Raw genomic sequence first — 22,595 nt, forward strand, 5'->3', positions numbered from 1 at the left:
ATCGACGGGACCGCAATGACCACGCCATTCAAGCGGCGACCGATCGAACGGCTGACGCCGACAGCGACTCTGACATGCGAAGCACTCGCGCTGCCCGAACCTTCGAACGGATAGAGCACTCTGACGAGCCGAGCACCTACACACGCCGAGCCAACCTTCGTGGAGCGAGTACTCACCAGGGCAAGCGCATGGGGATCCCCTCCAGCGGAACCGTGGCGGCAGGAACGGAATAGGGAGGTGTTGGGTCATGGGTTGAGCCGTTCGGCGAGGAGGCGGGTGAGGGTGTCGGCGGCGGGGGTGGGGTGCGAGTCGGCGCGCCAGGCCGGGGTGATTTGGATGCGGCCCGAATCGGATTGATGGAGTAGGCCGATTTCGCGCAGGGCGCGGGTGCCATCGGGGCGGCGATGGACGTGCAGGACGACCTGGATTGCGGCGGCGAGTTGGCTGTGCAGGGCGGCGCGGTCCATACCGCCGAGGGCCGCCAGGGCTTCCAGGCGGGCCGGGACCTCCTGTGGGGAGTTGGCGTGGACGGTGCCCGCACCGCCGTCGTGGCCGGTGTTCAGAGCGGTGAGGAGGTCCACCACCTCGGCGCCGCGCACCTCGCCGACGACGATCCGGTCGGGGCGCATGCGCAGGGCTTGGCGGACCAGTTCCCGGACGGTGACGGCGCCGACACCCTCGACATTCGCGGTGCGGGCCACCATTCGGACCACGTGGGGGTGCGGTGGCGCGAGCTCGGCGGCGTCCTCGACGCAGATGATCCGTTCGGCCGGATCCACTTTGGCCAGCAGACTCGCGAGCAGCGTAGTTTTGCCCGCCCCCGTGCCGCCGACCACGAGGAAGGCCAGTCGAGCGCGAATTATCTGCTCCAGCAAGTGTTTTGCCGCGACCGGGAAGGCGCCTGCGGCGGCGAGCTCTTCCAGCCCCTGTGTCGCGGGGCGCAGAACCCGCAGCGACAGGCAGGTGCCGCCGTGGGCGATGGGCGCGAGTACCGCGTGCAGACGTACACCGAACGAATTCCCCAGTGCCACTTCCCAACCGGACAGGTGGCCGTCGACCCACGGTTGGGCGTCATCGAGACGACGGCCCGCCGACAGGGCCAGCCGCTGCGCCAAGCGACGCACCGCGGCCTCATCCGGGAAGGTCACCGCCGCCCGTCGCAGGCCGGCGCCGCGATCGACCCAGACCGAATCCGCGCCGGTGACCAGCACATCGGCGACGTGCGGATCGTGCAGCAGCGGTTCGAGTATTCCGGCGCCGGTCAGTTCGGTCTGGAGCAGCCGCAAGGCCCGCAGCAGATCCGTATCGCCGAGCACCCCACCGGCCTCGGCCCGAATCGCGGCGGCCACTCGCGCGGGATCCGGATCCGCCGCCTCCCCAGCCAGTCGTTCCCGAACTCGATCCAGTAGCTCCGGCGTCACCAACCCGCTCATCGCCCCACCACCGATGGCGTTTCGTAAAGCACTGCACAGCAGCCGAACACCAGGATCTGTTCGGCGAACACCTCTGCACTGGTTGGCGTCTCGGGCAGAGGTTCGCGAGGCACAGACCCGAGAGCGACCACAGAAGTTGTTGCGCCCGTGCGAATTCGGTGGCGGGACAAGTGGGTGCTCATGCTGGTCCTGTCAGAACGGCGAGGATGGCGTCGGCGGTGGTGCGGAGGGGACCGCGGCGCATGGGCAGCGAGCCGCGTTCCAAGTGGGTGGTGAGGCCGGGTTGCGGCCGGGTGGCAGCGACGAGTGGAAGATCGAGGATGTCGCAGATCTCGGGGATGTGGAGTCCGCCGGGAGAAGGACCTCGGATTACCAGTCCCTGGTTGGGATTTCGGGCGCGGAGCTGGGTGCGGACCGATTCGGCGGCAGCGAGCGCGCGCAGGCGGGCGGGAACCACGAGAACCACCAAATCGGCCGCGTCGATGACACAGTCGGCGTGCGGACCCCGCTCGGAGGACAGATCGCACACCACCAAATCGCCTGCGGCGCGGCCCGCTTCGAGAACGGCGCGCATGGCGGAGGCGCCGATGGCCGCGGGCAATTCTCCGGCGGTGACCCGGCCGCACGACAGGACGACCAAACCGGAGGCGGCCTGCGGGAGCGCCGCGTGCAGAGCCGCCGCCGATACCCGACCGTCCTCGACGACCAGGTCCGGCCAGCGCAGGCCCTGTGCCGATTCCAGCCCGAACAGCAGGTCGATACCGCCGCCGAAAGGGGCCGCGTCGATCAAGAGGGTGTCGCGCCGAAAGCGTTGGGCAGCACCGCGCAGCGCGGTGGCGGCGGCCAGAACGGAGGCTCCCGCGCCACCCACCGCGCCGACTATCGCGACGATTACACCGTCGCCCGAGTGCGGTTCGGCGTAGTCGGCAAACTTCTCGATAAGGCCGACCGCGGCATCGGGCAGTGCGATCACGGACTCCGCACCGACCGCCGACGCGGCGCGCCAATCGGCCAGTTCCGGTTCGCCATCGGTGACCAGCACGATGCCGAGCCGCCGCGGATACCCCGCCGACGAGCAGGCCAGCGCCGCCGCCGTGTCGAGAATCACCATCGCGGCGGCGGACCAAGGATGCCTGCCGACGGGGATGGCACGCTCGTCGATAACGCGCTCGGAGGCGGCGGCGATGCGCCGGACCTCCTCGCGCAGTGGGGTATCGCTCAGGAGTGCCAGCACCGGTGGCGCGGTGATACCGGGCGAGCAGCCCTGTGCGGCTTGGGAATCCATACCGATCAGCGTTGTCGCGACCGTCCATCGCGAGAAGACCCGACCGAGCGAGTGTGGACAACACGCGAGTTGTGGATAGGTCCCGGCGCGACGCGCGATGGCCGAAAGTGATGAACCTCCCCCGAAATAGAGGACGGCCCCAGCCGGGGGGGGAGGAGGCTGGGGCCGTCGGGTTCAGCCCCGGGGGGTCGGGCTGAACGCGCCTGGACCATGTCCAGGTGACAGCAATACTACACCCACTCCCCGGCGGCAACGCAAGTCCGTCTCGGCAGAATTTTCGGCCCGCCACCGGCCCGACTCGTGCCGAGCAAACCCCTGGAGAAGGGCCACTACGCCGCTCAAAAGGGCTCCGACTCCCCCACCCGACCACCACCGCGCGGGGCACCCGACGGGCATCTCCGACCCCGCCGGCGACCGACTCGAACACGCCACCGGAATGTGTTCCGCGACACTTCCACGAACCCGCGCGCGGGGCGAAGGTATGCCAATGGCGTCGACCCTCCGCAAGCCCCGCATAGTCTGTACCCGTGACGGCCGAAGGCGATGTGAGACAGTTCGCGGACCATCGAACCCCGCAGGGCGGCCGGATCGCGGCCTTCTTCGATCTGGACAAGACGGTGATCGCCAAGTCCAGCACCTTCGTGTTCAGCAAGCCGTTCTACGCGCAGGGTCTGATCAATCGGCGGGCGGTGCTCGAGAGCAGCTACGCGCACTTCCTGTTCCTGCTCTCGGGGGCGGACCACGATCAGATGGAGCGGATGCGGGCGCATCTGACCAGCATGTGCGCGGGCTGGGATGTGGAGCAGGTGAAATCCATCGTCGCCGAGACGCTGCACGAACTGGTCGATCCGCTGATCTACGCCGAGGCGGCGGATCTCATTGCCGACCACCGGATTCGGGGGCACGACGTGGTGATCGTGTCGGCGTCGGGTGAGGAGATCGTGGCGCCGATCGCACGGGCGCTGGGCGCGGCACATGTGGCGGCGACCCGCATGGTGGTCGAGGAGGGGCGCTACACCGGCGAGGTGGATTTCTACTGCTATGGCGAGGGGAAGGTGGCAGCGATCGAAAAGCTCGCCGCCACAGCGGGATACGATCTCTCGCGCTGCTACGCCTATTCGGATTCGATGACGGATCTGCCCATGCTGTCGGCGGTGGGTCATCCGACGGCGGTGAATCCGGATCGGAATCTGCGCCGGGAGGCGGTGGCGCGGGGCTGGCCGGTGCTGACGTTCTCGAATCCGGTGTCGCTGTGGACGCGGTTCCAGTCGCCCTCGTCGACCACCCTTGCCGCTACGGCGGCGGTGGGGTTGAGCGCGGTGCTGGCCGGGGCGATCAGTTATCGGCTGCTGCGCCGCCGCCGCTGATCCGTAACCGACTCGTCACCTTGGCACGACCGCGCTGTTCCGGCGCATTGCGGGAGGGTTGCCGACTCGGGTTCGGCTGGCACGAGACATGGGATTTAACCACGAAACGCCGATGGACACGCCGATAATTCAATGTTTTCCCAGCTCTTGATGTGAGTGCGATCACAGGGTAGAAAGGTAACTAAGGAAGGACGGAAGGCCAGGGCTAGGCCGGAAGAGAAGGCTCAGCCTCCCGACCGAACCTTCCCAGCACGGGCACCAGGCACCCACGCGGAGCGCGCCGCGACAAGGGCAGAAGCGTTGTGGGCCTGCGAGATTCGGATAATTGTCGGCGATGGCCTCGCACAGGTTGCGGGGATGAACCGGCGGAGTCCGCATCATCGCCGAGGCCGAAAGGACACAACCCACCCAGCACGCTTGGTAACCCGGTAGTCCGTGCTAGCGGGCGGTGAGGTCGAAAGACAACGCCGCCCGCTTTGATGTGTCCGCCCCTATTCGGCGGCCGACTCCGCGATCGAAGTCGCCTCCCGCGCACCGTCTTCGAGTGCGGCGCAGCAGAGGATCACCCAGTCGCCCACGGAGTCCGGATCGCCGTTCGCGAAGCCTTCCGCCGCGGCGAGGTACTCCTGTCGCCGCCGCAGCCAGAACACTTCCGGCACACCCAGGCTGTGCGGGTCGAGCCCACTCGACACGGTGACCAGCCGGGAGGCCGCACGCGCCACCACACCGTCGGCGGACCCGAAGGGCGCCAGCGCCAACAGTTCTCCGTGCACCACGGCCGCGAGGACGGGTGCGGGCGCGGGCGAGCCGAGGACGATTTGGCCGAGGATATCGAGCCGTTCGGCGACGTCGGGATCCGACGTCGGTCGCCCGAGTTGTTCGGGGTCGGTCAGGTCGGCGGCGGCCAGCAGGTGCAGCCGGGCCAGTGCCTGCAGCGGCGCGCGCTGCCAGATGCCGACCAGGTTGCGCAGGGCGTCGCCGTCGAGGGCCTGACCGACCCGCAGCGAGCCCGCCAGGACCGGGTCGGCGACGCGGCCGTCGGCGGGGATCTCGGTGCTCGCGCCTTCAATGGCCGCCGAGGAGCGGGACGCGCGGACGGCGGCCTCCGCGGCGGTGGTCGGCCAGCCGCGCCGGTTGGTGCGGTGCCGATGCACCTCGGCCAGGGCGTCGCGCGCCCGGTCGGCGGCGGCGCGCACGCCGGGCAGGTCGACGAGGGGCTGTAGCGGATCGGTCACGGTTCATGAGGCTACTTGCGCGATCGGGTGCGACCTGCGTCACCTGCCGACGCCGGTCGCACCCGATCGAATCCGCGTGCGCGAGTGGGTGTCTCAGGCCGAACCGGTGAGCAGGTCGCGGCCGGGGATGGCCTCGAGCAGGCGGCGGGTGTACTCCTCGCGCGGATTGTCGAAGACCTCGTCGGTGGTGGCCGATTCCACCACCTTGCCCTTCTGCATGACCAGGACGTCGTCGGCGATCTGGCGGACCACCGCGAGGTCGTGGGTGATGAACAGGTAGGACAGGCCGAGTTCGGCCTGCAGGTCGTTGAGCAGTTTGAGGATCTGCGCCTGGACCAGCACATCCAGGGCGGAGACCGCCTCGTCGCAGACGACCACTTCCGGATTCAGCGCCAGGGCGCGGGCGACGGCCACCCGCTGGCGCTGACCGCCCGACAACTCGTTCGGGTAGCGGCGCATGACCGTGGACGGCAGCGAAACCTTGTCCAGCAGCTCGCGCACCGTGTGCTCGCGCTCCTTCGGGGTGCCGATGCGGTGGGTGCGCAGCGGTTCCTCGATGGTGCGGTAGATCGAGTACATCGGGTCGAGGGAGCCGTACGGGTCCTGAAAGATCGGCTGCACGCGCCGCCGGAAGGCGAACGCGCCCTTGGCATCCAGCTTGGCGACCTCGTTGCCGTCAAAGGTCACCGATCCGCCGGTCGGGTCGAGCAGTCCGAGAACCATCCGCGCGACCGTCGACTTGCCGGAACCGGATTCGCCGACGATCGCGGTGGTGGTGCCGCGCGCCAGTTTGAACGACACATCGTCCACCGCGACGAAATCCGAGGATTTCCACGGCGCGCTGCCGCGAATCTTGAAGATCTTCGTCAGTTTCTCGGCGACCACCACATCGTCGGAGACGGCGACCTGTTCGGGTTCGGCGGCCGCGATCTCCTCGGCCACCTGGACGGCCTGTTCGCGGATCTTGGCCCGAGCCACGCCGGAGGACAACCGCTGCGAGGCCAGCGATGGCGCGGAGTTGACCAGTTTCTTGGTGTAGAGGTGTTGCGGATCGCGCAGGATCTGCAGTGCCGGACCGGATTCCACGACCCGGCCGCGGTACATGACGACCAGGTGTTCGGCGCGTTCGGCGGCCAGGCCGAGATCGTGGGTGATCAGCAGCACGGCGGTGCCCAGGTCATCGGTCAGACCATCGAGATGGTCCAGGATCTGCCGCTGTACCGTGACGTCGAGTGCCGAGGTCGGCTCATCGGCGATGAGCAGCTTTGGGCGGCACGCGAGTCCGATGGCGATGAGCGCGCGCTGGCGCATACCGCCGGAGAATTCGTGCGGATACTGGTTGACCCGACGCTCGGCGTCGGACATGCCCGCTTCCTCGAGCAGTTCGATGGCGCGCCGTGTGGCCTGCTTGCCCTTGGCGACGCCATTGGCCTCCAGTGTCTCCTTGATCTGGAAGCCGATCTTCCAGACCGGGTTCAGGTTCGACATCGGGTCCTGCGGGACCAACCCGATACCGCTGCCGCGCACCCCTATCACCTCTTTCTTGGAGGCGGAAGCGAGATCCTTTCCGTCGAAGAGGATCTCGCCGGAGGTGACCTTGCCGGTGCCGGGCAGCAGGTCGATGATGGCGTGCGCGGTGGTGGACTTGCCCGATCCGGATTCGCCGACGATGGCCACGGTCTGACCCGGATATACCGACAGGTTCACATCGCGGACGGCCGGGATCTGTTTGCCTTCGGAGCGGAAACAGACGTTCAGGTCGCGGATTTGGAGCAGGGGTTCCGGAGCTGTCATGGGGGCCGTCACCTCTTCCTGGCCCTCGGGTCGAACGCGTCGCGCACCGCATCGCCGAGCATGATGAAGCTGAGCACGGTCAACGCCAGGGCCGTCGCGGGATAGAACAGTATGGCCGAGGTGCGAATCTCGGTGCGGTCCATGGCGATATCGGAGCCCCAGGACACCATGGTGCGGGGCAGGCCGACACCGAGGAAGGACAGCGTCGCCTCGGTGACGATGAAGACGCCGAGCCAGATGGTGGTGACGACGATCAGCGGGCCTGCCGAGTTGGGGAGCACGTGCCGCAACAGGGTGCGCAAACGCGAGACGCCCAATGCTTTCGCCGCCATCACATAGTCGCTGTTCTTGGCCTCGATGACCGCGCTTCGGGCGATGCGCGCGGCCTGCGGCCAGGTGAAGGCGGCCAGGATCAGGATGACTGTCCAGATGGAGCGCTGACGCAGCAGCTGCATGATGACGATGGCCGCCAGCATGAGCGGGATGGCGTAGAAGATCTCCGCGACGCGCGAGACCAGCGAATCCAGCAGTCCGCCATAGAATCCGGCGAGCGCGCCGAGCGAGCCGCCCATCAGCACGAAGACGATGGTCGCGCCGATACCGCAGAACACCGAGGCGCGCGCGCCGTAGATGGTTCTGGCGTAGACGTCGCATCCCTGCTTGTCGAAGCCGAAGGGATGCCCGCTCTGGCTCGGCCCCATGCTGAACTCACCGTTGCAGTAGCGCGGGTCCTGGTCGGTGAACAGCTGCGGCCACACCACCACGACCGCGACGAACAGCAGCAGTAGTGCCGCCGCGATGAAGATGGGGTTGCGGCGCAGTTGTCGCCAGGCGTCGCGCCACAGGCTGGTGGGCGAGCCGGTCTCGGTGACCTGGTCGGTGGCGAGTACCTCCACCTCGTCGGCGGGCGCGACGAAATATCCCTGTTTGCCGCGCTGGCTTTTGACCTCAGGCATAGCGAATCCTTGGATCGAGTGCGGCATAGAGCAGATCGATGAGCAAATTGGACACCAGGAAGATCACGATCAAAATCGTGACAAATGAGACAACGGTGGGCGGTTCGCCGCGAGTGACCGCTTGATACAAAGTTCCACCGACGCCGGGGATGTTGAAAATTCCTTCTGTCACGATCGCGCCCGCCATGAGCGCGCCGAGATCGGCGCCCAGGAAGGTCACCACCGGAATCATGGAGTTGCGCAGAATATGGACGGTGACCACCCGCCGCCTACCCAACCCCTTGGCCGTCGCGGTCCGCACATAGTCGGCGGTCATGTTCTCCGCAACTGAATTTCGAGTGAGACGCAACACCGATGCGAACGACAGCGAGCCGAGGACGCAGGCAGGTATCAGCAACTCACCGAAGGTGGCCTTGCCCGTGACGGTCACCGGCGCGATCCCCCACTTGACACCGAGGAAGTACTGCGCCAGGTAACCGATGACGAAGATCGGCACCGCGATGATGAACAGGCTGAACACCAACATGGTCGAGTCGAACAGCTTGCCCTTGCGCAGCCCGGCGATCAGGCCGAACGTCACGCCGAAGATGCCTTCGACAGCCACCGCCATGACGGCCAGCCGCAGGGTGATCGGGAAGGCCCTGGCGAGTTCGTCGCGCACCGGCCGACCCGAGAACGAGGTGCCGAAATCGAAGGTGACGATCCCCTTCAGATATTCCAAATATTGGATCAGGAAGGGCTGATCCAGGTGATACCGGGCGCGCAATTGCGCCTCGACAATGGGCGACATGGGTTTGTCACCCGCCAACGCCTTGATCGGATCACCGGGTAGCAGAAATACCATCGCATAAATGAGCAGCGTCGCCCCGATAAAGACCGGGATCATCTGCAGCAGACGCCGCACGATATACCAAGCCATTGTTCCTCCGCTCGCGCCGCGGTCCTACTTCTCGATATTCTCGAAGTCGAAGAGACCACTCCAGGCGAGTTCGGCCTTTTTCACCTTTTCCGAACGGCCCGCACTGGCGATGTAATCGAACATCGGAATATCGACCATATCCTTGAACATCAGCGTCTGGGCCTGTCCGACGAGCTTCCACGATTCCTGCTCGGTGGGCGCGGCGAGCGCGGCATTGAGCTTGGCATCGAACTCGGGGCTCTTGTAGTCGACATTGTTGGTGTCGGAGAAGCTGAAGTACTGCGAGGTCAGGAACTGGAGCATGGTCGGGTAGTCACCCTGCCAGCCGTAGCGGAAGGCCGTGCCGATGGTGCGGGTGTTGACCTTGTCGCGGATGGTCTTGAAGGTCGGGTACGGCGTGGCGATCGCGTCGATGCCCAGGGTGTTCTTGATGCTGTTGGCCGTCGCCTCGATCCAGGGCTGATGGCCGCCGTCGGAGTTGTAGGCGATCTCGAACCGACCCGACCAGGGCGCGATGGCATCGGCCTCGGCCCAGAGCTTCTTGGCCTCGGCCGCGTTGTACTTGAGGTATTCCGAGCCGGGCAGATTGGCGTCGAAGCCGGGCAGGGTGCTCGCGGTGAAGTCGCGGGCCGGGAGCTTGGTGCCCTTCCAGATCTTGTCGCAGATCAGGTCGCGATCGATGGCCATGGAGATGGCCTTGCGGCGCAGCAGACCCTCGGGGCCGCCGAAGTGCGGCGCGTTCTGCTGGATGCCGATGTGCTGGTTCTGCGCCGTCGGCTTGGTGATGGCGCGGTCGCCCAGATCCTTCTTGTAGGTGGTCAGGGCGCTGTCCGGAATGTTGTCCAGCGCATCGAGATTGCCCGCCTGCAGGTCGGCGTAGGCGGTGTCGAAGGACTGGTACATGACGAAGCGCAGGCCCTTGTTCTTGGGCGCGCGGCCACCCTTGTACTCCGGGTTGGGCACCAGGTCGATCTTGACGTTGTGCTCCCACGCGCCGGTGCGGGCGAACTTGTAGGGACCGTTGCCGATCGGGTTCTCACCGAACGCCTTCATATCCTTGAACGCGGCGTCGGGCAGCGGGTAGAACGGCGCGTACCCCAGCGAGGTCTCGAAGTCGATCGACGGCTGCTTGAGCGCCACGGTGAAGGTCTTGTCGTCGACCACCTTCAGACCCGACATGGTCTGGGCCGTCGGGGTTTTCGAGTTGACGTCGTCGAAGCCGACAATGCCCTGGAAGACGTAGCTCTGCAGTTGGGCGTTGGTGCCGAGCGCACCGTAGTTCCAGGCGTCGACGAAGGACTTGGCGGTGACCGAGGAGCCGTCGCTGAACTTCCAGTCCGGCTTGATGGTGATCTTGTAGTTCTTGCGGTCCGAACTCTCGATGGACTGGGCCAACTCGTTGTGCGAGTTGCCGTTTCCGTCGTAGTACTTCAGCCCGGCGTAGAGCCGGTCGACCACGCGACCGCCGTAGTTCTCGTTGGTATTGGTGGGCACCAAGGGATTCTGCGGTTCGCCGCCGTTGACGGTGACGATATCGCTATCGGCTCCGCCCGAGGAGGAACAGGCACTCAGGCCCATGCCCGCGGCGGCGAGAACCGCCGCCGTGAGGGCGGTTGCAGTCTTGAATCTCAACGCATTCTCCCTTTTCGAGAAAGACGAGGAACATGCGATTCGCACACCGGATGTGTTCCGGGCGCGTCTCGACACGATCCGTTGTCGAATGCATCGGAGGTTAGCCACCCCGAACGGCGTCTGTCATCGGATTGAGCCAGGTTCGTGCCACTTGTTACCGCCGAGGCAACATCGCCGAAACATGAAAACGCCATTGGATTATCACCTTTCGGCCGGAAAAGCCGACCGACACGTCGGGAATCTACGCAACTGCGCTAGTTGCGGTGCGGTTGTCGCGGCTCGCGACGCGCGATCCGACGCCGGCCGCCCCCGACCGATCTGCGGGCGCGACGCGCGTCACAGTTGGCTACTGTCGAAGAGGTTGCCGGACCCCCTAGCTCCCAGGGTTACGTGAAAGAAGAGACGACATGACCGATACGACCGACTACCGGGACGCGTATCCGCCGAGCCCGCAGTTCGCCGCCGAGGCGAATGCCGATGCCTCGATCTACGATCGGGCCGCCGCGGATCGGGAGGGGTTCTGGGCCGAGCAGGCCGGTCGCCTGCACTGGCACGAGCCGTGGACGCGGACGCTCGACTGGAGCAACGCGCCCGTGGCCGAGTGGTTCGTCGACGGCAAGCTCAATGTCGCCTACAACTGCGTCGACCGGCACGTCCTCGATGGTCACGGCGACCAGGTCGCCATCCATTGGGAAGGCGAGCCCGGCGACTCCCGCGCCCTCACCTACTCCGATCTGCTCGCCGAAGTGTCCAGGGCGGCGAACTATTTCACCGAACTCGGCCTGCGCGCCGGCGACCGCGTCGCCATCTACATGCCGATGGTTCCGGAAGCCATCATCGCCATGCTCGCCTGCGCCCGGCTCGGCCTCACGCATTCGTTGGTGTTCGCCGGGTTCTCCCCCACCGCACTGCGCCAGCGCATCGATGACGCCGAGGCGCGCCTGGTCATCACCACCGACGGGCAGTGGCGGCGCGGCGCTCCCGCACCGCTCAAGACCGCGGTGGACGAGGCGCTCGGCACCGGATCGCACACCGTCGAGCATGTGCTCGTGGTGCGCCGCACCGGGATCGACACCCCTTGGACCGAAGGTCGGGACCTGTGGTGGGACGAGACCGTCGAACGGTCCGCACCGGAGCACGAGGCGCAGCCCTTCGATTCCGAGCATCCCCTGTTCATCCTCTACACCTCCGGCACCACCGGAAAGCCGAAAGGCATCCTGCACACCAGCGGTGGCTACCTCACCCAGGCCGCCTACACCCACCACACCGTCTTCGACCACCGGCCCGGACGCGACGTCTACTGGTGCACCGCCGATATCGGCTGGGTCACCGGGCACTCCTACATCGTCTACGGTCCACTGGCCAATCGCGCCACCCAGATCGTCTACGAGGGCACACCCAATTTCCCCGATCAGCATCGCCACTTCCAAATCATCGAGAAGTACGGCGTCACCATCTACTACACCGCGCCCACGCTGATCCGTACCTTCATGAAATGGGGGCGGGAGATCCCCGACGCCCACGACCTCACCAGCCTGCGCGTGCTGGGCTCGGTCGGCGAACCGATCAATCCCGAGGCCTGGCGCTGGTATCGCGAGGTCATCGGCGCGGGCAGCACACCCATCGTCGACACCTGGTGGCAGACCGAGACCGGAGCCATCATGATCTCCCCGCTGCCGGGCGTCACCGCCGCCAAACCCGGCGCGGCCATGACGCCGCTGCCCGGTATCTCCGCCGCCGTCGTCGACGAGGAGGGCAAACCGGTGCGGCTCGGCGAGACCGAGGCCAATGGCTACCTGGTGCTCGACCAGCCGTGGCCGTCGATGGCGCGCGGTATCTGGGGCGATATGGACCGGTTCCGCACCACCTATTGGGAGCGCTACGCCGCGCAGGGCTGGTATTTCGCCGGTGACGGCGCGAAGCTCGACGCCGACGGCGATCTGTGGGTGCTCGGCCGCGTGGACGATGTGATGAATGTGTCCGGCCACCGCATCTCCACCGCGGAGGTGGAATCGGCACTGGTCGGACACGCGGGTGTCGCGGAAGCCGCGGTGGTCGGCGCCGGCGACGCGACCACCGGGCAGGGCATCGTCGCCTTCGTCATCCTGACCGCCGAGGCGGCGGCGCGATCCGGTGCGGCACTGGTGGCGGAACTGAAGGCCGAGGTGTCGCGCGAGATCAGCCCGATCGCCAAACCGCGCGAGATCCACATCGTGCCCGAACTGCCGAAGACCCGCAGCGGCAAGATCATGCGCCGCCTGCTGCGCGATGTGGCCGAGGGCCGCGAACTCGGCGATACCTCGACGCTGGTGGATCCCGATGTGTTCGAGGCGATCCGGGCGAGTCGCGCGTGATTCTATAGAACGACGGCAGCGCATGCTACGGCCGGTGACGATATCCGTCACCGGCCGTAGCTGTTAAAATTCCGTAAGAAGTGAGGTGTGCCGGGAAGTCTGGTCGGCGCGCGGACAGGTGTATCGGACATTCCGACCGGTAGGCGATCGTTCGCGGTTCGTGCCCGTCCTGCCGAAAGGTCTTCCCCGTGATCACTCAGGTGCGCTCGGAACTATCCCGCTACCTACGCACCGAAACCGTCGGCGGCGCACTGCTGCTCATCGCGGCCGCCCTCGCGCTGCTCTGGGTCAACTCGCCGCTGCGCGACAGCTACACCGCCATGGCCGAGGCGGTCTTCGCGATACCCCCGTTGCACCTGGAGATGCCGCTGGCCCAATGGGTTTCGGATGGACTGCTGACCGTCTTCTTCTTCGTCGCCGGATTGGAACTCAAGCGGGAGTTGGTGATCGGCGAACTGGCCGATCGTAGAAGGGCCGCGCTGCCCATCCTCGCCGCCATCGGCGGCGTGGTCACCCCGGCGCTCATCGCCTTCGTGATCGGCTTCGGCCAACCCGGTATGGATCGCGGCTGGGCCATCCCTGTCGCCACCGATATCGCCTTCGCCCTCGCGGTGCTGGCCATGACCGGATCGCGAATCCCGGCAGGCGCCCGCGTCTTTCTGCTCAGCCTCGCGGTGGTCGACGATCTGATGGCGATCATCCTGATCGCGGTGCTGTTCACCGCGTCGGTCTCGATGCTGTGGCTGGTCACCGCCGCCGCGAGCCTGGCCGGGTGGGCGCTGGCGCAGCAGCGACGGGTCAGCACGCCGCTGGTCTACCTCCCCTTGGCGCTGCTGTCCTGGTATGCGTTGCACGAGGCGGGAATTCATCCCACCCTGGCCGGGGTGCTGCTCGGACTGCTGACCAGGGTGCGCACCGATCCCGGCGAGAACGAAGCGCCCGCCGCCCGGCTGGAACATCTGATCCAACCGATCTCGGCCGGATTGTGCGTACCCCTTTTCGCGCTGTTCGCCTCCGGAGTTCCCTTGGACGGCAAGGTCTTCGGACAGATGTTCAGCGACAGGTTGGCACTGGCCGTCATCGCGGGACTGCTCATCGGCAAAACCGTCGGCATCTTCGGTGTCAGCTGGCTCAGCGTTCGACTCGGACTCACCAAACGCCCAGCCGAACTCGGGCACCGGGATATGTTCGCCCTGTCGGTGCTCGGCGCGATCGGGTTCACCGTTAGCCTGCTCGTGGCGGAACTCGCACTCGCGGACGTAGCCGATGGCTCCCCCGCCGAATTGGCGAAGGCCGCTGTGTTGGTGACATCAATGGCGGCTTCCCTGGCCGGTTCGGCGCTACTGTTGCGGCGAGGGCGTGTCCACCAGGCGGCGCGCGACGCGCGTGCGCAGGAACGGGATGACCGGGAACACCGCACATCCGACGATGCCGAAGCAGTGCCGGGAAAGGGAGAAGGGTCGATCAAGTGAGTTTCAACCAGGGCGGTAACGGGAATGACGCCGGGCGCACGGTGACCTCCATCCCGCTCTCCGATGCCAACCCCGCGGGTTCGGCCAGTTTCGGCAGCTTGGTCCGCGACGCGACCGAACAGATGTCGACCCTGGTCCGGGCCGAGGTGGCGTTGGCGAAGGCGGAGGTCACCGCCGAGGTGAAGAAGGGCCTGCAGGGCAGCGTCTTCTTCATCGCCGCGCTCACCATTCTGCTGTTCAGCCTTTTCTTTTTCTTCTTCTTCCTGGCCGAGCTGCTCGATGTCTGGCTGTACCGGTGGGCGGCCTTCGGCATCGTCTTCCTGCTCATGCTGGTGGCCGCCGGTGTCTGCGGCTGGTTCGGCTATCTGAAGGTGCGCAAGCTGCGCGCACCGCAGAAGACGATCGACTCGCTCAAGGAAGCAGTCGGCGTCCTGCCGCACGGACTCGGCGCCGCCGCGCACGACGACACGAAGGTCGCGCTCGACAAGCCCACCGCTCAGTAAACGCATTTCGACGCCGCCGCGTACGGCGCGGGTTCGCTCGCGGGCACGCCGACCCACTACGCTCGGTCGGCGTGTCGGCGAACTTCCCCCCGGATCCGTCCAGCGTCCGTTACGACGGACCGTGGACCCATCGGGATGTGCGCGCCAATGGCATCCGCTTCCATGTCGTCGAGGCCGAATCCGGCTTGGGCGAGGCGGAATTGACGCAGGCGCGGCTGGTGGTGCTGCTGCACGGCTTCGCCGACCTGTGGTGGTCGTGGCGGCATCAACTGACCGGACTGGCCGCGCTCGGACATCGGGTGGTCGCGGTGGATCTGCGCGGCTACGGCGATACCGACAAGCCACCGCGCGGCTATGACGGGTGGACGCTGGCCGGGGATATCGCCGGACTGATTCGCGCGCTCGGCCATTCCGAGGCCACCCTCGTCGGCCATGCCGACGGCGGACTGGTCTGCTGGATCACGGCGGTGCTGCATCCGCGACTGGTGCGGTCGATCGCCGTGGTGGGCTCCCCGCATCCGGTGGCGCTCAAGCGCGCCGTCCTGCGCGACCGGTCCCAGCGCCGCGCCTGGCTGCCGAATTTCCTGCGCTACCAACTGCCCCGCTATCCGGAGCGGCTGCTGACCAGCGGCGCGGGTTTCGAGGTGGAGCGGCTGCTGCGCGCGCGGGTCGGCGCGTCGTGGTCGGATACGGCCGAATTCGTCGATACCGCACGCCGGATGCGTTCGGCCATCCGGATTCCGGGCGCCGCACATTGCGCGCTGGAGTATCAGCGCTGGGCCTTCCGCAGTCAGTGGCGACCGGATGGTCGACGCTTCATGGCCACCATGCGCGAACCGATCTCGATTCCGGTGCTCGCCATGCGCGGCGAGCTGGATCCGTATCTGCTGGCGCGCACCTTCCGACGCGGGCACGACCTCTCACCGCATCGCAGGCTGGTCACCATTGCCGAGGCGGCGCACTTCGCCCATCAGGAGAATCCGACGGCGGTCACGGCCGAGCTGGCGAAGCTGCTGGCCTGACCGCCGAGCCGGTCAGGCAGAGATACAAGCCTGGTCGGGCCGAGACGCTATAGACCCGGTCGGCCGAGACCGACCGGGTTCGTTCAGCTCAGGACGCAGGCTCCCGTGTCCACGGACGAAGTCGAGCCCGCGGCGGCGTCGAGTTGCTTGCGGACCTCGTTGAGGGTCAGGGCGTAGCCGGTGTCCTCGTCGGTCACGGCAGCACCGAACACCACCCCGAGCACCCGGCCCTCCGTATCCACCAGCGGCCCACCGGAGTTGCCCGCGCGGACCTGACCGCGAATGGTGTACACCTCGCGGTCCACGCTGCCGTTGCGGTAGATATTCGGCCCGCTCAGGTCCAACGTGTCGCGGACGCGGGCGATACTCGCCGAATACTGGCCGCCGCCCGGATAACCGAGCACGATCGCGCTGTCGCCCGCCCGCGCGTGATCGGGCGCGAGGGGGATCACCTCGGCGGTCAGGCCGGGGACGGAGAGCACCGCGACATCGGTCTGCGGATCGAACAGCACCACCGAGGCGTCGAGCTGCCGACCCAGATAGTCCACCCGGATGGTGGTGGTCCCGGCGACCACGTGGGCGTTGGTCATGATGCGCTCGGGCGCGACCACGAAGCCCGAACCCTCCAGCGCGCGCTGACAACTCGGCGCGACACCGTGGATGCGCAGCACCCGCAGTTGCAGATCCGCCGCGACCGGACTGCGGGCCAGGCTCGGATCCGGCGGGTCGACCGGTTTGATGGGCGCGCGACCGAACGGCCCGATGACCGTCGGCAGCCCGGAGGTGTCGAGCAGTTTGGAGAATTCGGTGGGCACCTGCCGCAACCAGTTCGGCGCGACGCTGTTGACATCGGAGAGCACCCGCGAGCCATTGATGGCCGTCGCGATCGCGGGCTGCGCCGATGTCGCCAACGGCAGCGCCAGTAACCAGGCCGCCACCAGCACGGCCACCCCCTGCAGCACCGCGCCGAGCACGCTGTCCACGGTCCGGGTGAAGGGATGACGCAGGCCGCCGCGCGCCGCCCGACCCAGCACCATGCCCGCGATCTCGCCGACGATGACCAGCGCCACGATCAGCAGGAACCCGATGAAGACGCGGCCCTTGTCGACATGCACCAGGATGTGCGGGGCGATCAGGATGCCCGCCACGGCGCCGAGAACCACGCCGAGGAACGACAGCGCCGAGGCGACCGCGCCGTGCCGCCATCCGGTGGAGGCGAAGGTCAGCGCCAGCAGGACGACACCGATATCGAGCCAGACCGACGAACTCATGGCCGCACCACCTCCCAACCGAGCCGAACCACTGTCCTGTACGCGATACCCGGCCTGCGGTCAGGCTGACTCACGGCACCATCCCCACTGCGGCGAGGGCGGATTCGAGATCGCGCACATCGGTGCGATCCCAATCCCGTTCCCAGCCTGCGCTTTTGAAAGTTTGAGCGAGAATACCGCCGGTCAGTCCCCAGACCAGCATGCCGTCCACTTGAAAGGCCGGACTCCGATAGCCGGTGCTGCCGCGCACTACGAAGCGATTGGCCGGATCGAGCAGGTCGGCCACCGGAATCGGGGTCACCCGCTCGGTTTCCTTGCGATCCACCACCCACACCCGACTCGGTGTGCGCCAGTAGGCGATGACCGGCGTGACATCGAAGTGCGACGGCGGCACGAACAGTTTGGGCAATACGGCGAGCGGTTCGACGCCCGTGCGATCCAGGCCGGTCTCCTCGTTGGCCTCGCGCAGGGCGGTGTCGATCGGGCCGTTGTCCTCGGGATCGACCGCGCCGCCGGGAAATGCGACCTGACCGCGATGCTGGCGCAGTGAGGCGGCGCGCTGGGTGAGCAGGACGGTGGCATCGGCGGGCAGTCCGCCGGGGGCGGTCGGATCGGCCTGCGCCGCACCGCCGAACAGCACCAGCACGGCGGCCTGGCGAGGCGCGCCGTTGACCATCATGACCCGGCGCAACGCTCGGGCCATGGTCAGCGAATCGTCGGGATCGGCGGCGCCGGGCGCGACGGCGGCGCGCAGCCACTGCGGAATATCTCGAGAGACCGGGATCGTCATGCCACTACCTCCGCCCGCGGGTCCGCTGTCGGACCTGCCCGCAGCCATCATGCCGCGACCCCGAGTTCGGCCGCGACGGTGGCCACGATGTCCTCGACGCCCGCGAAAGGACGCACCACGGTTTTGGCGATGGATCCGTCGGCCCGCAACAACACGGTGACCGGCAGCACGTTCGGTGCGCCGACGGCGGCGCGCACCTTGCCGTCCGCGTCCTCGACACCCGGAATCCGCACACTCCCGCCGTCCTGACGCAGCGCGGCGAGCAGTCCCAGTCCCTTGGTCGGGGCGGGATCGGCGTGCACGGTCAGCACCGTCACCGCCGTGCCCGCGCGGGCAGCATACGCCGACAGGTCGGGCAGTTCCTTGCGGCACGGACCGCACCAGTAGGCCCAGAGGTTCAGCACCGCCGGTTTGCCCGCCAGCGCGGCGGCCAGGTCGACCGGGGATCCATCGGCGAGGCAATCGAGCGTCAGCCCGGCCAGTGGGCCGCGCCCAACCGCATCGGGCGCGGGCCGCGGACACTGCGGCAAACCGGCCGCAGCCCGATCCGAAGACGTTGCGGCGCCGGCGGATTCAACCGTTCCGGCCGGACGGGCGGCGTCACGGGAACCCCCGCGCGGCCAGAGGGCCACCGCCAGCGCGACGAGAGCCACCGCGACCAGCAGCGCCCACCGCCACACCGCCGGGATCCGGGTCACCGACGCACCAGTTCCAACAGGTGCGGCGCCTCGGGTCCCTTGACCAGTTTGGCGGCGGCCTCGAATTCGATCGGACCCGTGCCGAAGGACGGGCAGTCGGCGGCCAGCAGGCAGGCGCCGCAGGCGGGTTTGCGGGCATGGCACACGCGGCGACCGTGGAAGATCACGCGGTGCGACAGCATCGTCCATTCCTTGCGTTCGATCAGCGCGCCGACGATGTGTTCGACCTTGACCGGATCCTCCTCGGCGGTCCAGCCCCAGCGGCGCACCAGCCGCCCGAAATGGGTGTCGACCGTGATGCCGGGCACGCCGAAGGCATTGCCGAGGATGACGTTGGCGGTCTTGCGGCCGATGCCCGGCAATTTCACCAATTCGTCCAGGGTGTGAGGCAATTCACCGTTGTGGCGCTCCAGCAGCGACTGTCCGAGACCGATGAGCGAGGTGGTCTTGTTGCGGAAGAATCCGGTCGGCCGGATGTATTCCTCCAGTTCGGCGCGGTTGGCCGCGGCGTAGGCACGCGCATCGCGATAGCGGGCGAACAGTGCGGGCGTGGTGAGGTTCACTCGCTCATCGGTGCATTGCGCGGAAAGTATTGTCGCGACCGCCAATTCGAGCGGATTGGTGAAATCCAACTCGCAATGCGCGTCCGGGAATTCGACGGTGAGGGTGCGGTACATCCGGCGGGCGCGGCGGGTGAGGCCCAGTGGTGTTTCGGCCTGTCGGGCGCGGGATTTGCCGCGGCGCGGTGCGGGTGCGGACGGCTGCGCGTCGACCGCCTCGGTGGGGGATGAAGACCCGTTCACGGCGTCTGAGGAAGGGGAGACACGCACCGGTCCACCATACGGAACCGGTTATCGACGTTGCCCGCTCAGTTCCACTCCCGTGTTCCATCTGAGACCTGAACCGTGTTTACTGCTCCCCATGCAAGGACTCGCTGTGGTGCTGTTCCCAGTGGTGTTGATGCTGTTCGCACTGGGCATGGAGCGGGTCGAGAATCGGCTCCGCAAACTTCTCGAACCCGATGAAGAGGTTCAGCAGTACCTGGACAAGGCAAGTAACGCCGAGGTGAAGGAGCTGACGAAGCTCGGACTGCCCGCAGCAGTGGCCAAGATGCGCCGCCGCAAGGGGGGCAGGCCCCGCAGTGAAGATTTGGACGTAGCTCGAGCGAGCTAATTCTCGGATAACGGGCTCCGCGCGGGACCCGCGAACGCCGCCTTCGGATGCTGCGGTACGGTTAAGCGCTGCGCCACGCAATCCACTCTTTACGTGGTGTCTGTCACTATGCGATCACCATGCCGCGTAGACTGCACTGTCGGCCGAACGCTTCGGTCCAGGACAGAGCCATATCCCCATAAGGAGCACATTCGTGGACGAGGCCCTCGCCAGAGCTGGCATCTTCCAAGGCGTAGAGCCCACCGCGGTGGCCGCTCTAGCCAAACAGCTACAGCCCGTGGATTTTCCGCGCGGGCATGTCATCTTCAATGAAGGTGAGCCCGGCGATCGGCTGTACATCATCACGTCGGGCAAGGTAAAGATCGGCAGGCGCTCACCCGATGGTCGGGAAAACCTGCTGACCATCATGGGTCCGTCGGATATGTTCGGCGAACTGTCGATCTTCGATCCGGGTCCGCGCACCTCCACCGCCACGACCGTCACCGAGGTGCGCGCCGTGACCATGGACCGCGACGCCCTCAAATCCTGGATCGACCAGCGTCCGGAGATCGCCGAGCAACTGCTGCGCGTACTGGCCCGCCGGCTGCGCCGCACCAACAACAACCTGGCCGACCTGATCTTCACCGACGTTCCCGGCCGGGTCGCCAAGGCGCTGCTGCAGTTGGCTCAGCGCTTCGGCACGCAGGAGGCGGGCGCGCTGCGCGTCACCCACGACCTCACCCAGGAGGAGATCGCCCAGCTGGTGGGCGCCTCCCGCGAGACCGTGAACAAGGCCCTGGCCGATTTCGCGCATCGTGGCTGGCTGCGGCTCGAGGGCAAGAGCGTGCTGATCTCCGACTCCGAGCGATTGGCTCGGCGCGCGCGGTAGTCCACTCGGGGCCGACGCGGCATCGGCCGACGCAGTGGTGCACGAACAACCTCGCCGGATCGAGGATGACCTCGATCCGGCGGGTTTTCGTGTTTTCAGTCCGAGATCTCCTGGCGCAGATACTCCAGTTGCGCGGTCACCGAGCTGAGCGCGGCGGGCCACAGGCTCGGATCGACATCGGCGTAAACCGTGCGCACCACATCCATCGCCGCGGCGTCCGGGCCGAGGCTCGCCAGCGCCGCCCGCACCTGCTGGAGGCGTTCGTGGCGGTGCTTGATGTAGTACCGCACCACCGGTTCCAGATCCGGATGATCCGGGCCGTGCGCGGGCAGCAGCGCCCGACCCGCCCCGACCGCGAGCAACCGATCCAGCGATGCGAGGTAGTCGGCGAGGGCGCCGTCGCTAGCGTCGAGCACGGTGGTGCCCGCACCCAGGACCGTATCGCCGGTGACGACCGCGTCATCGAGCAGGAAGCTCACCGAATCGGCGGTGTGGCCGGGGGTGTCCAACGCGATGATGCGCAGACCCGCCGCCTCGATGACCTCGCCGTCGGACAGTGTTCGAGTGCCACCCCGTAGGAACTCAGCGGTCTTCGCACGGACCCGTGTGTCGGTCCGCGCGACCAGATCGTCGATGCCGCCGGTGTGGTCGTGGTGTCGATGGGTGATCAGGGTGAGCGCGATCTCCCCGCCGGTGGCGCGGACGATATCGGCGCTGTGCTCGGCATCCTCCGGCCCCGGATCGATGACCACACAGTCGGTGCGCCCCGGCGCGCGCAGGATCCAGGTGTTGGTGCCGTCCAGGGTCATCTGGTTGGGATTGTTCGCCAACAACACCGCTGCCGTCGGCGTCACCTGCCGCAGTTGGCCGTAGGCGGGATGCTCGAGTGCCATGCGCCATACCTCCGTCAAAACCTGTTCTTGCACCTTCGGCCGAATCCGGCCGGCAGACAACCTTTCGTACGGCACCCGCCGGCCGGCTCCCACCTCATGTGAAAGCACACCCCGATTCAAGTCCCTGGTCAACCAGTTACCCAAAGTGACAACTGATTTCGCAAGATTCGGGTAACTCACCGGGAACGCCCAAAATCGGTGCCGCACCCAACCGCCGCCACGCGTACAAAACACCGACGGCTCCCGGCCGCGCGCTGAATACGCGCAGAGGCGGACTAGCCCACCTCGGCGATCAGCTCCACCTCGACCGGGGTGTTGCGCGGCAGTTCGGCCACGCCGACCGCCGAGCGGGCGTGCGCGCCGAATTCGCCGAACACCTCGCCCAGCAGTTCCGACGCGCCATTGATCACGATCGGCTGATCGGTGAAGCCGGGTGCGGAGGCCACGAATCCGACCACCTTCACAATGCGCACCACCGCGTCGAGTCCGACCGCCTCGTGCACGGCGGCCAGCGCGTTGAGCGCGCAGATGCGGGCGGCCGCCTTGGCCTGTTCCACCGAGACCTCGGCCCCCGCCTTGCCCACCGCGATCAGCTCGCCGTCGACGAACGGCAGTTGACCGGAGGTGTAGACGAACGAACCCGAACGCACGGCGGGCACATAGGCCGCGACAGGCACGGCCACCTTGGGCAGGGTGAGCCCGAGACGCTCGAGATTGCTTTTCCAGTCGGTCATCGGATCCCTCTCCTACTTCGCGCGCTTGAGGTAGGCGACAAGCTGTTCACCGGTCGGACCGGGCAGCACGGTCACCAGCTCCCAACCGTCGGCGCCCCACTGATCCAGAATCTGCTTGGTCGCATGCGTCAGCAGCGGAACGGTCGCGTACTCCCACTGGGTCACATCACTCATGGCGCTGAGCGTAGTTGGCGCG

At 67.0% G+C, this 22,595-nt stretch carries 21 protein-coding genes; 7 read left to right on the forward strand and 14 right to left on the reverse strand.

The window, feature by feature from the left end; translation table 11 throughout:
* Nucleotides 1–245: 245 nt before the first annotated feature.
* Entirely contained in the window at nucleotides 246–1,433 is a 1,188-nt protein-coding gene (locus D5S18_RS06445) for a TadA family conjugal transfer-associated ATPase (RefSeq protein WP_120038899.1), read from the reverse strand.
* Between the two features lie 178 nt (nucleotides 1,434–1,611).
* Nucleotides 1,612–2,718 carry a septum site-determining protein Ssd gene (gene ssd / locus D5S18_RS06450; RefSeq protein ID WP_120038900.1) on the reverse strand — a complete coding sequence of 369 codons (1,107 nt, stop codon included), beginning with the start codon at nucleotides 2,716–2,718 and terminating at the stop codon, nucleotides 1,612–1,614.
* A gap of 527 nt (nucleotides 2,719–3,245) precedes the next feature.
* Between ssd and D5S18_RS06455 the strand changes: the two genes are divergently transcribed.
* Nucleotides 3,246–4,085 carry an HAD family hydrolase gene (locus tag D5S18_RS06455; protein ID WP_439651088.1) on the forward strand — a complete coding sequence of 280 codons (840 nt, stop codon included), beginning with the start codon at nucleotides 3,246–3,248 and terminating at the stop codon, nucleotides 4,083–4,085.
* Nucleotides 4,086–4,576: 491 nt separating this feature from the next.
* On the opposite strand, the gene D5S18_RS06460 is transcribed toward D5S18_RS06455, so the two are convergent.
* The 5 genes from D5S18_RS06460 to D5S18_RS06480 form a co-directional block, all read right to left on the reverse strand.
* Nucleotides 4,577–5,320 (reverse strand): Fic family protein, encoded by a 744-nt coding sequence (locus tag D5S18_RS06460; protein WP_120038901.1) that lies wholly within the window; start codon nucleotides 5,318–5,320, stop codon nucleotides 4,577–4,579.
* A gap of 93 nt (nucleotides 5,321–5,413) precedes the next feature.
* Complete coding sequence (locus D5S18_RS06465) at nucleotides 5,414–7,114, reverse strand: dipeptide ABC transporter ATP-binding protein (protein ID WP_120038902.1); 1,701 nt, start codon at nucleotides 7,112–7,114, stop codon at nucleotides 5,414–5,416.
* 8 nt (nucleotides 7,115–7,122) lie between these two features.
* A complete protein-coding gene (locus D5S18_RS06470; RefSeq protein WP_120038903.1) occupies nucleotides 7,123–8,070 on the reverse strand; it encodes an ABC transporter permease in 948 nt (315 codons plus the stop codon).
* Nucleotides 8,063–8,989 carry an ABC transporter permease gene (locus tag D5S18_RS06475; protein ID WP_120038904.1) on the reverse strand — a complete coding sequence of 309 codons (927 nt, stop codon included), beginning with the start codon at nucleotides 8,987–8,989 and terminating at the stop codon, nucleotides 8,063–8,065. Before D5S18_RS06475 ends, D5S18_RS06470 begins: the two co-directional genes overlap by 8 nt.
* Before the next feature lie 24 nt (nucleotides 8,990–9,013).
* Nucleotides 9,014–10,567 (reverse strand): peptide ABC transporter substrate-binding protein, encoded by a 1,554-nt coding sequence (locus D5S18_RS06480; RefSeq protein ID WP_120039035.1) that lies wholly within the window; start codon nucleotides 10,565–10,567, stop codon nucleotides 9,014–9,016.
* A gap of 461 nt (nucleotides 10,568–11,028) precedes the next feature.
* On the opposite strand from D5S18_RS06480, the gene acs reads away from it, so the two are divergent.
* The 4 genes from acs (at nucleotide 11,029) to D5S18_RS06500 (ending at nucleotide 15,972) form a co-directional block, all read left to right on the forward strand.
* Nucleotides 11,029–12,975, forward strand: coding sequence for an acetate--CoA ligase (gene acs / locus D5S18_RS06485; RefSeq protein WP_120038905.1), 1,947 nt, complete (start codon nucleotides 11,029–11,031; stop codon nucleotides 12,973–12,975).
* Nucleotides 12,976–13,166: 191 nt separating this feature from the next.
* A complete protein-coding gene (gene nhaA / locus D5S18_RS06490; RefSeq protein ID WP_120039036.1) occupies nucleotides 13,167–14,447 on the forward strand; it encodes a Na+/H+ antiporter NhaA in 1,281 nt (426 codons plus the stop codon).
* On the forward strand, nucleotides 14,444–14,950 hold the full coding sequence (locus D5S18_RS06495) for a phage holin family protein (protein WP_120038906.1): 507 nt from the start codon (nucleotides 14,444–14,446) through the stop codon (nucleotides 14,948–14,950). The genes nhaA and D5S18_RS06495 overlap by 4 nt, the downstream gene beginning before the upstream one ends.
* 71 nt (nucleotides 14,951–15,021) lie before the next feature.
* A complete protein-coding gene (locus D5S18_RS06500) occupies nucleotides 15,022–15,972 on the forward strand; it encodes an alpha/beta fold hydrolase (protein WP_120038907.1) in 951 nt (316 codons plus the stop codon).
* A gap of 83 nt (nucleotides 15,973–16,055) precedes the next feature.
* On the opposite strand, the gene D5S18_RS06505 is transcribed toward D5S18_RS06500, so the two are convergent.
* From D5S18_RS06505 to nth, 4 genes are all read right to left on the reverse strand, one after another.
* Nucleotides 16,056–17,243, reverse strand: coding sequence for a MarP family serine protease (locus D5S18_RS06505; RefSeq protein ID WP_120038908.1), 1,188 nt, complete (start codon nucleotides 17,241–17,243; stop codon nucleotides 16,056–16,058).
* Between the two features lie 70 nt (nucleotides 17,244–17,313).
* Entirely contained in the window at nucleotides 17,314–18,033 is a 720-nt protein-coding gene (locus D5S18_RS06510; RefSeq protein ID WP_120038909.1) for an NUDIX hydrolase, read from the reverse strand.
* 47 nt (nucleotides 18,034–18,080) lie between these two features.
* Nucleotides 18,081–18,731 (reverse strand): TlpA disulfide reductase family protein, encoded by a 651-nt coding sequence (locus tag D5S18_RS06515; RefSeq protein WP_439651089.1) that lies wholly within the window; start codon nucleotides 18,729–18,731, stop codon nucleotides 18,081–18,083.
* Nucleotides 18,728–19,534 carry an endonuclease III gene (nth, locus tag D5S18_RS06520; protein WP_439651090.1) on the reverse strand — a complete coding sequence of 269 codons (807 nt, stop codon included), beginning with the start codon at nucleotides 19,532–19,534 and terminating at the stop codon, nucleotides 18,728–18,730. The genes D5S18_RS06515 and nth overlap by 4 nt, the downstream gene beginning before the upstream one ends.
* Nucleotides 19,535–19,667: 133 nt before the next feature.
* Between nth and D5S18_RS06525 the strand changes: the two genes are divergently transcribed.
* Nucleotides 19,668–19,904: a hypothetical protein gene (locus tag D5S18_RS06525; RefSeq protein ID WP_120039039.1), complete on the forward strand. Its 237-nt coding sequence runs from the start codon at nucleotides 19,668–19,670 to the stop codon at nucleotides 19,902–19,904.
* A 193-nt stretch (nucleotides 19,905–20,097) separates the two neighbouring features.
* Complete coding sequence (locus D5S18_RS06530) at nucleotides 20,098–20,772, forward strand: Crp/Fnr family transcriptional regulator (RefSeq protein ID WP_011206875.1); 675 nt, start codon at nucleotides 20,098–20,100, stop codon at nucleotides 20,770–20,772.
* 95 nt (nucleotides 20,773–20,867) lie between these two features.
* Here D5S18_RS06530 and D5S18_RS06535 read toward each other — a convergent pair whose 3' ends face one another.
* The 3 genes from D5S18_RS06535 to sp36 form a co-directional block, all read right to left on the reverse strand.
* Nucleotides 20,868–21,665, reverse strand: coding sequence for an MBL fold metallo-hydrolase (locus D5S18_RS06535; protein WP_120038910.1), 798 nt, complete (start codon nucleotides 21,663–21,665; stop codon nucleotides 20,868–20,870).
* Between the two features lie 275 nt (nucleotides 21,666–21,940).
* Nucleotides 21,941–22,399 carry a RidA family protein gene (locus D5S18_RS06540; RefSeq protein WP_120038911.1) on the reverse strand — a complete coding sequence of 153 codons (459 nt, stop codon included), beginning with the start codon at nucleotides 22,397–22,399 and terminating at the stop codon, nucleotides 21,941–21,943.
* Between the two features lie 12 nt (nucleotides 22,400–22,411).
* The gene (sp36, locus tag D5S18_RS06545) at nucleotides 22,412–22,573 is read right to left on the reverse strand and encodes a Sp36 family protein (protein WP_120038912.1); all 162 of its coding nucleotides are present in this window, start codon (nucleotides 22,571–22,573) and stop codon (nucleotides 22,412–22,414) included.
* Nucleotides 22,574–22,595 lie beyond the last annotated feature (22 nt).

Source organism: Nocardia panacis (genome assembly GCF_003598715.1).
GTDB lineage: Bacteria > Actinomycetota > Actinomycetes > Mycobacteriales > Mycobacteriaceae > Nocardia > Nocardia panacis.

Coding starts and splice junctions, on each gene's coding strand:
- D5S18_RS06445 (WP_120038899.1), bottom strand. CDS start 1,433: ATGAGCGGGTTGGTGACGCCGGAGCTACTGGATCGAGTTCGGGAACGA.
- ssd (WP_120038900.1), bottom strand. CDS start 2,718: ATGGATTCCCAAGCCGCACAGGGCTGCTCGCCCGGTATCACCGCGCCA.
- D5S18_RS06465 (WP_120038902.1), bottom strand. CDS start 7,114: ATGACAGCTCCGGAACCCCTGCTCCAAATCCGCGACCTGAACGTCTGT.
- D5S18_RS06470 (WP_120038903.1), bottom strand. CDS start 8,070: ATGCCTGAGGTCAAAAGCCAGCGCGGCAAACAGGGATATTTCGTCGCG.
- D5S18_RS06475 (WP_120038904.1), bottom strand. CDS start 8,989: ATGGCTTGGTATATCGTGCGGCGTCTGCTGCAGATGATCCCGGTCTTT.
- D5S18_RS06480 (WP_120039035.1), bottom strand. CDS start 10,567: ATGGGCCTGAGTGCCTGTTCCTCCTCGGGCGGAGCCGATAGCGATATC.
- acs (WP_120038905.1), top strand. CDS start 11,029: ATGACCGATACGACCGACTACCGGGACGCGTATCCGCCGAGCCCGCAG.
- D5S18_RS06505 (WP_120038908.1), bottom strand. CDS start 17,243: ATGAGTTCGTCGGTCTGGCTCGATATCGGTGTCGTCCTGCTGGCGCTG.
- D5S18_RS06510 (WP_120038909.1), bottom strand. CDS start 18,033: ATGACGATCCCGGTCTCTCGAGATATTCCGCAGTGGCTGCGCGCCGCC.
- D5S18_RS06535 (WP_120038910.1), bottom strand. CDS start 21,665: ATGGCACTCGAGCATCCCGCCTACGGCCAACTGCGGCAGGTGACGCCG.
- D5S18_RS06540 (WP_120038911.1), bottom strand. CDS start 22,399: ATGACCGACTGGAAAAGCAATCTCGAGCGTCTCGGGCTCACCCTGCCC.
- sp36 (WP_120038912.1), bottom strand. CDS start 22,573: ATGAGTGATGTGACCCAGTGGGAGTACGCGACCGTTCCGCTGCTGACG.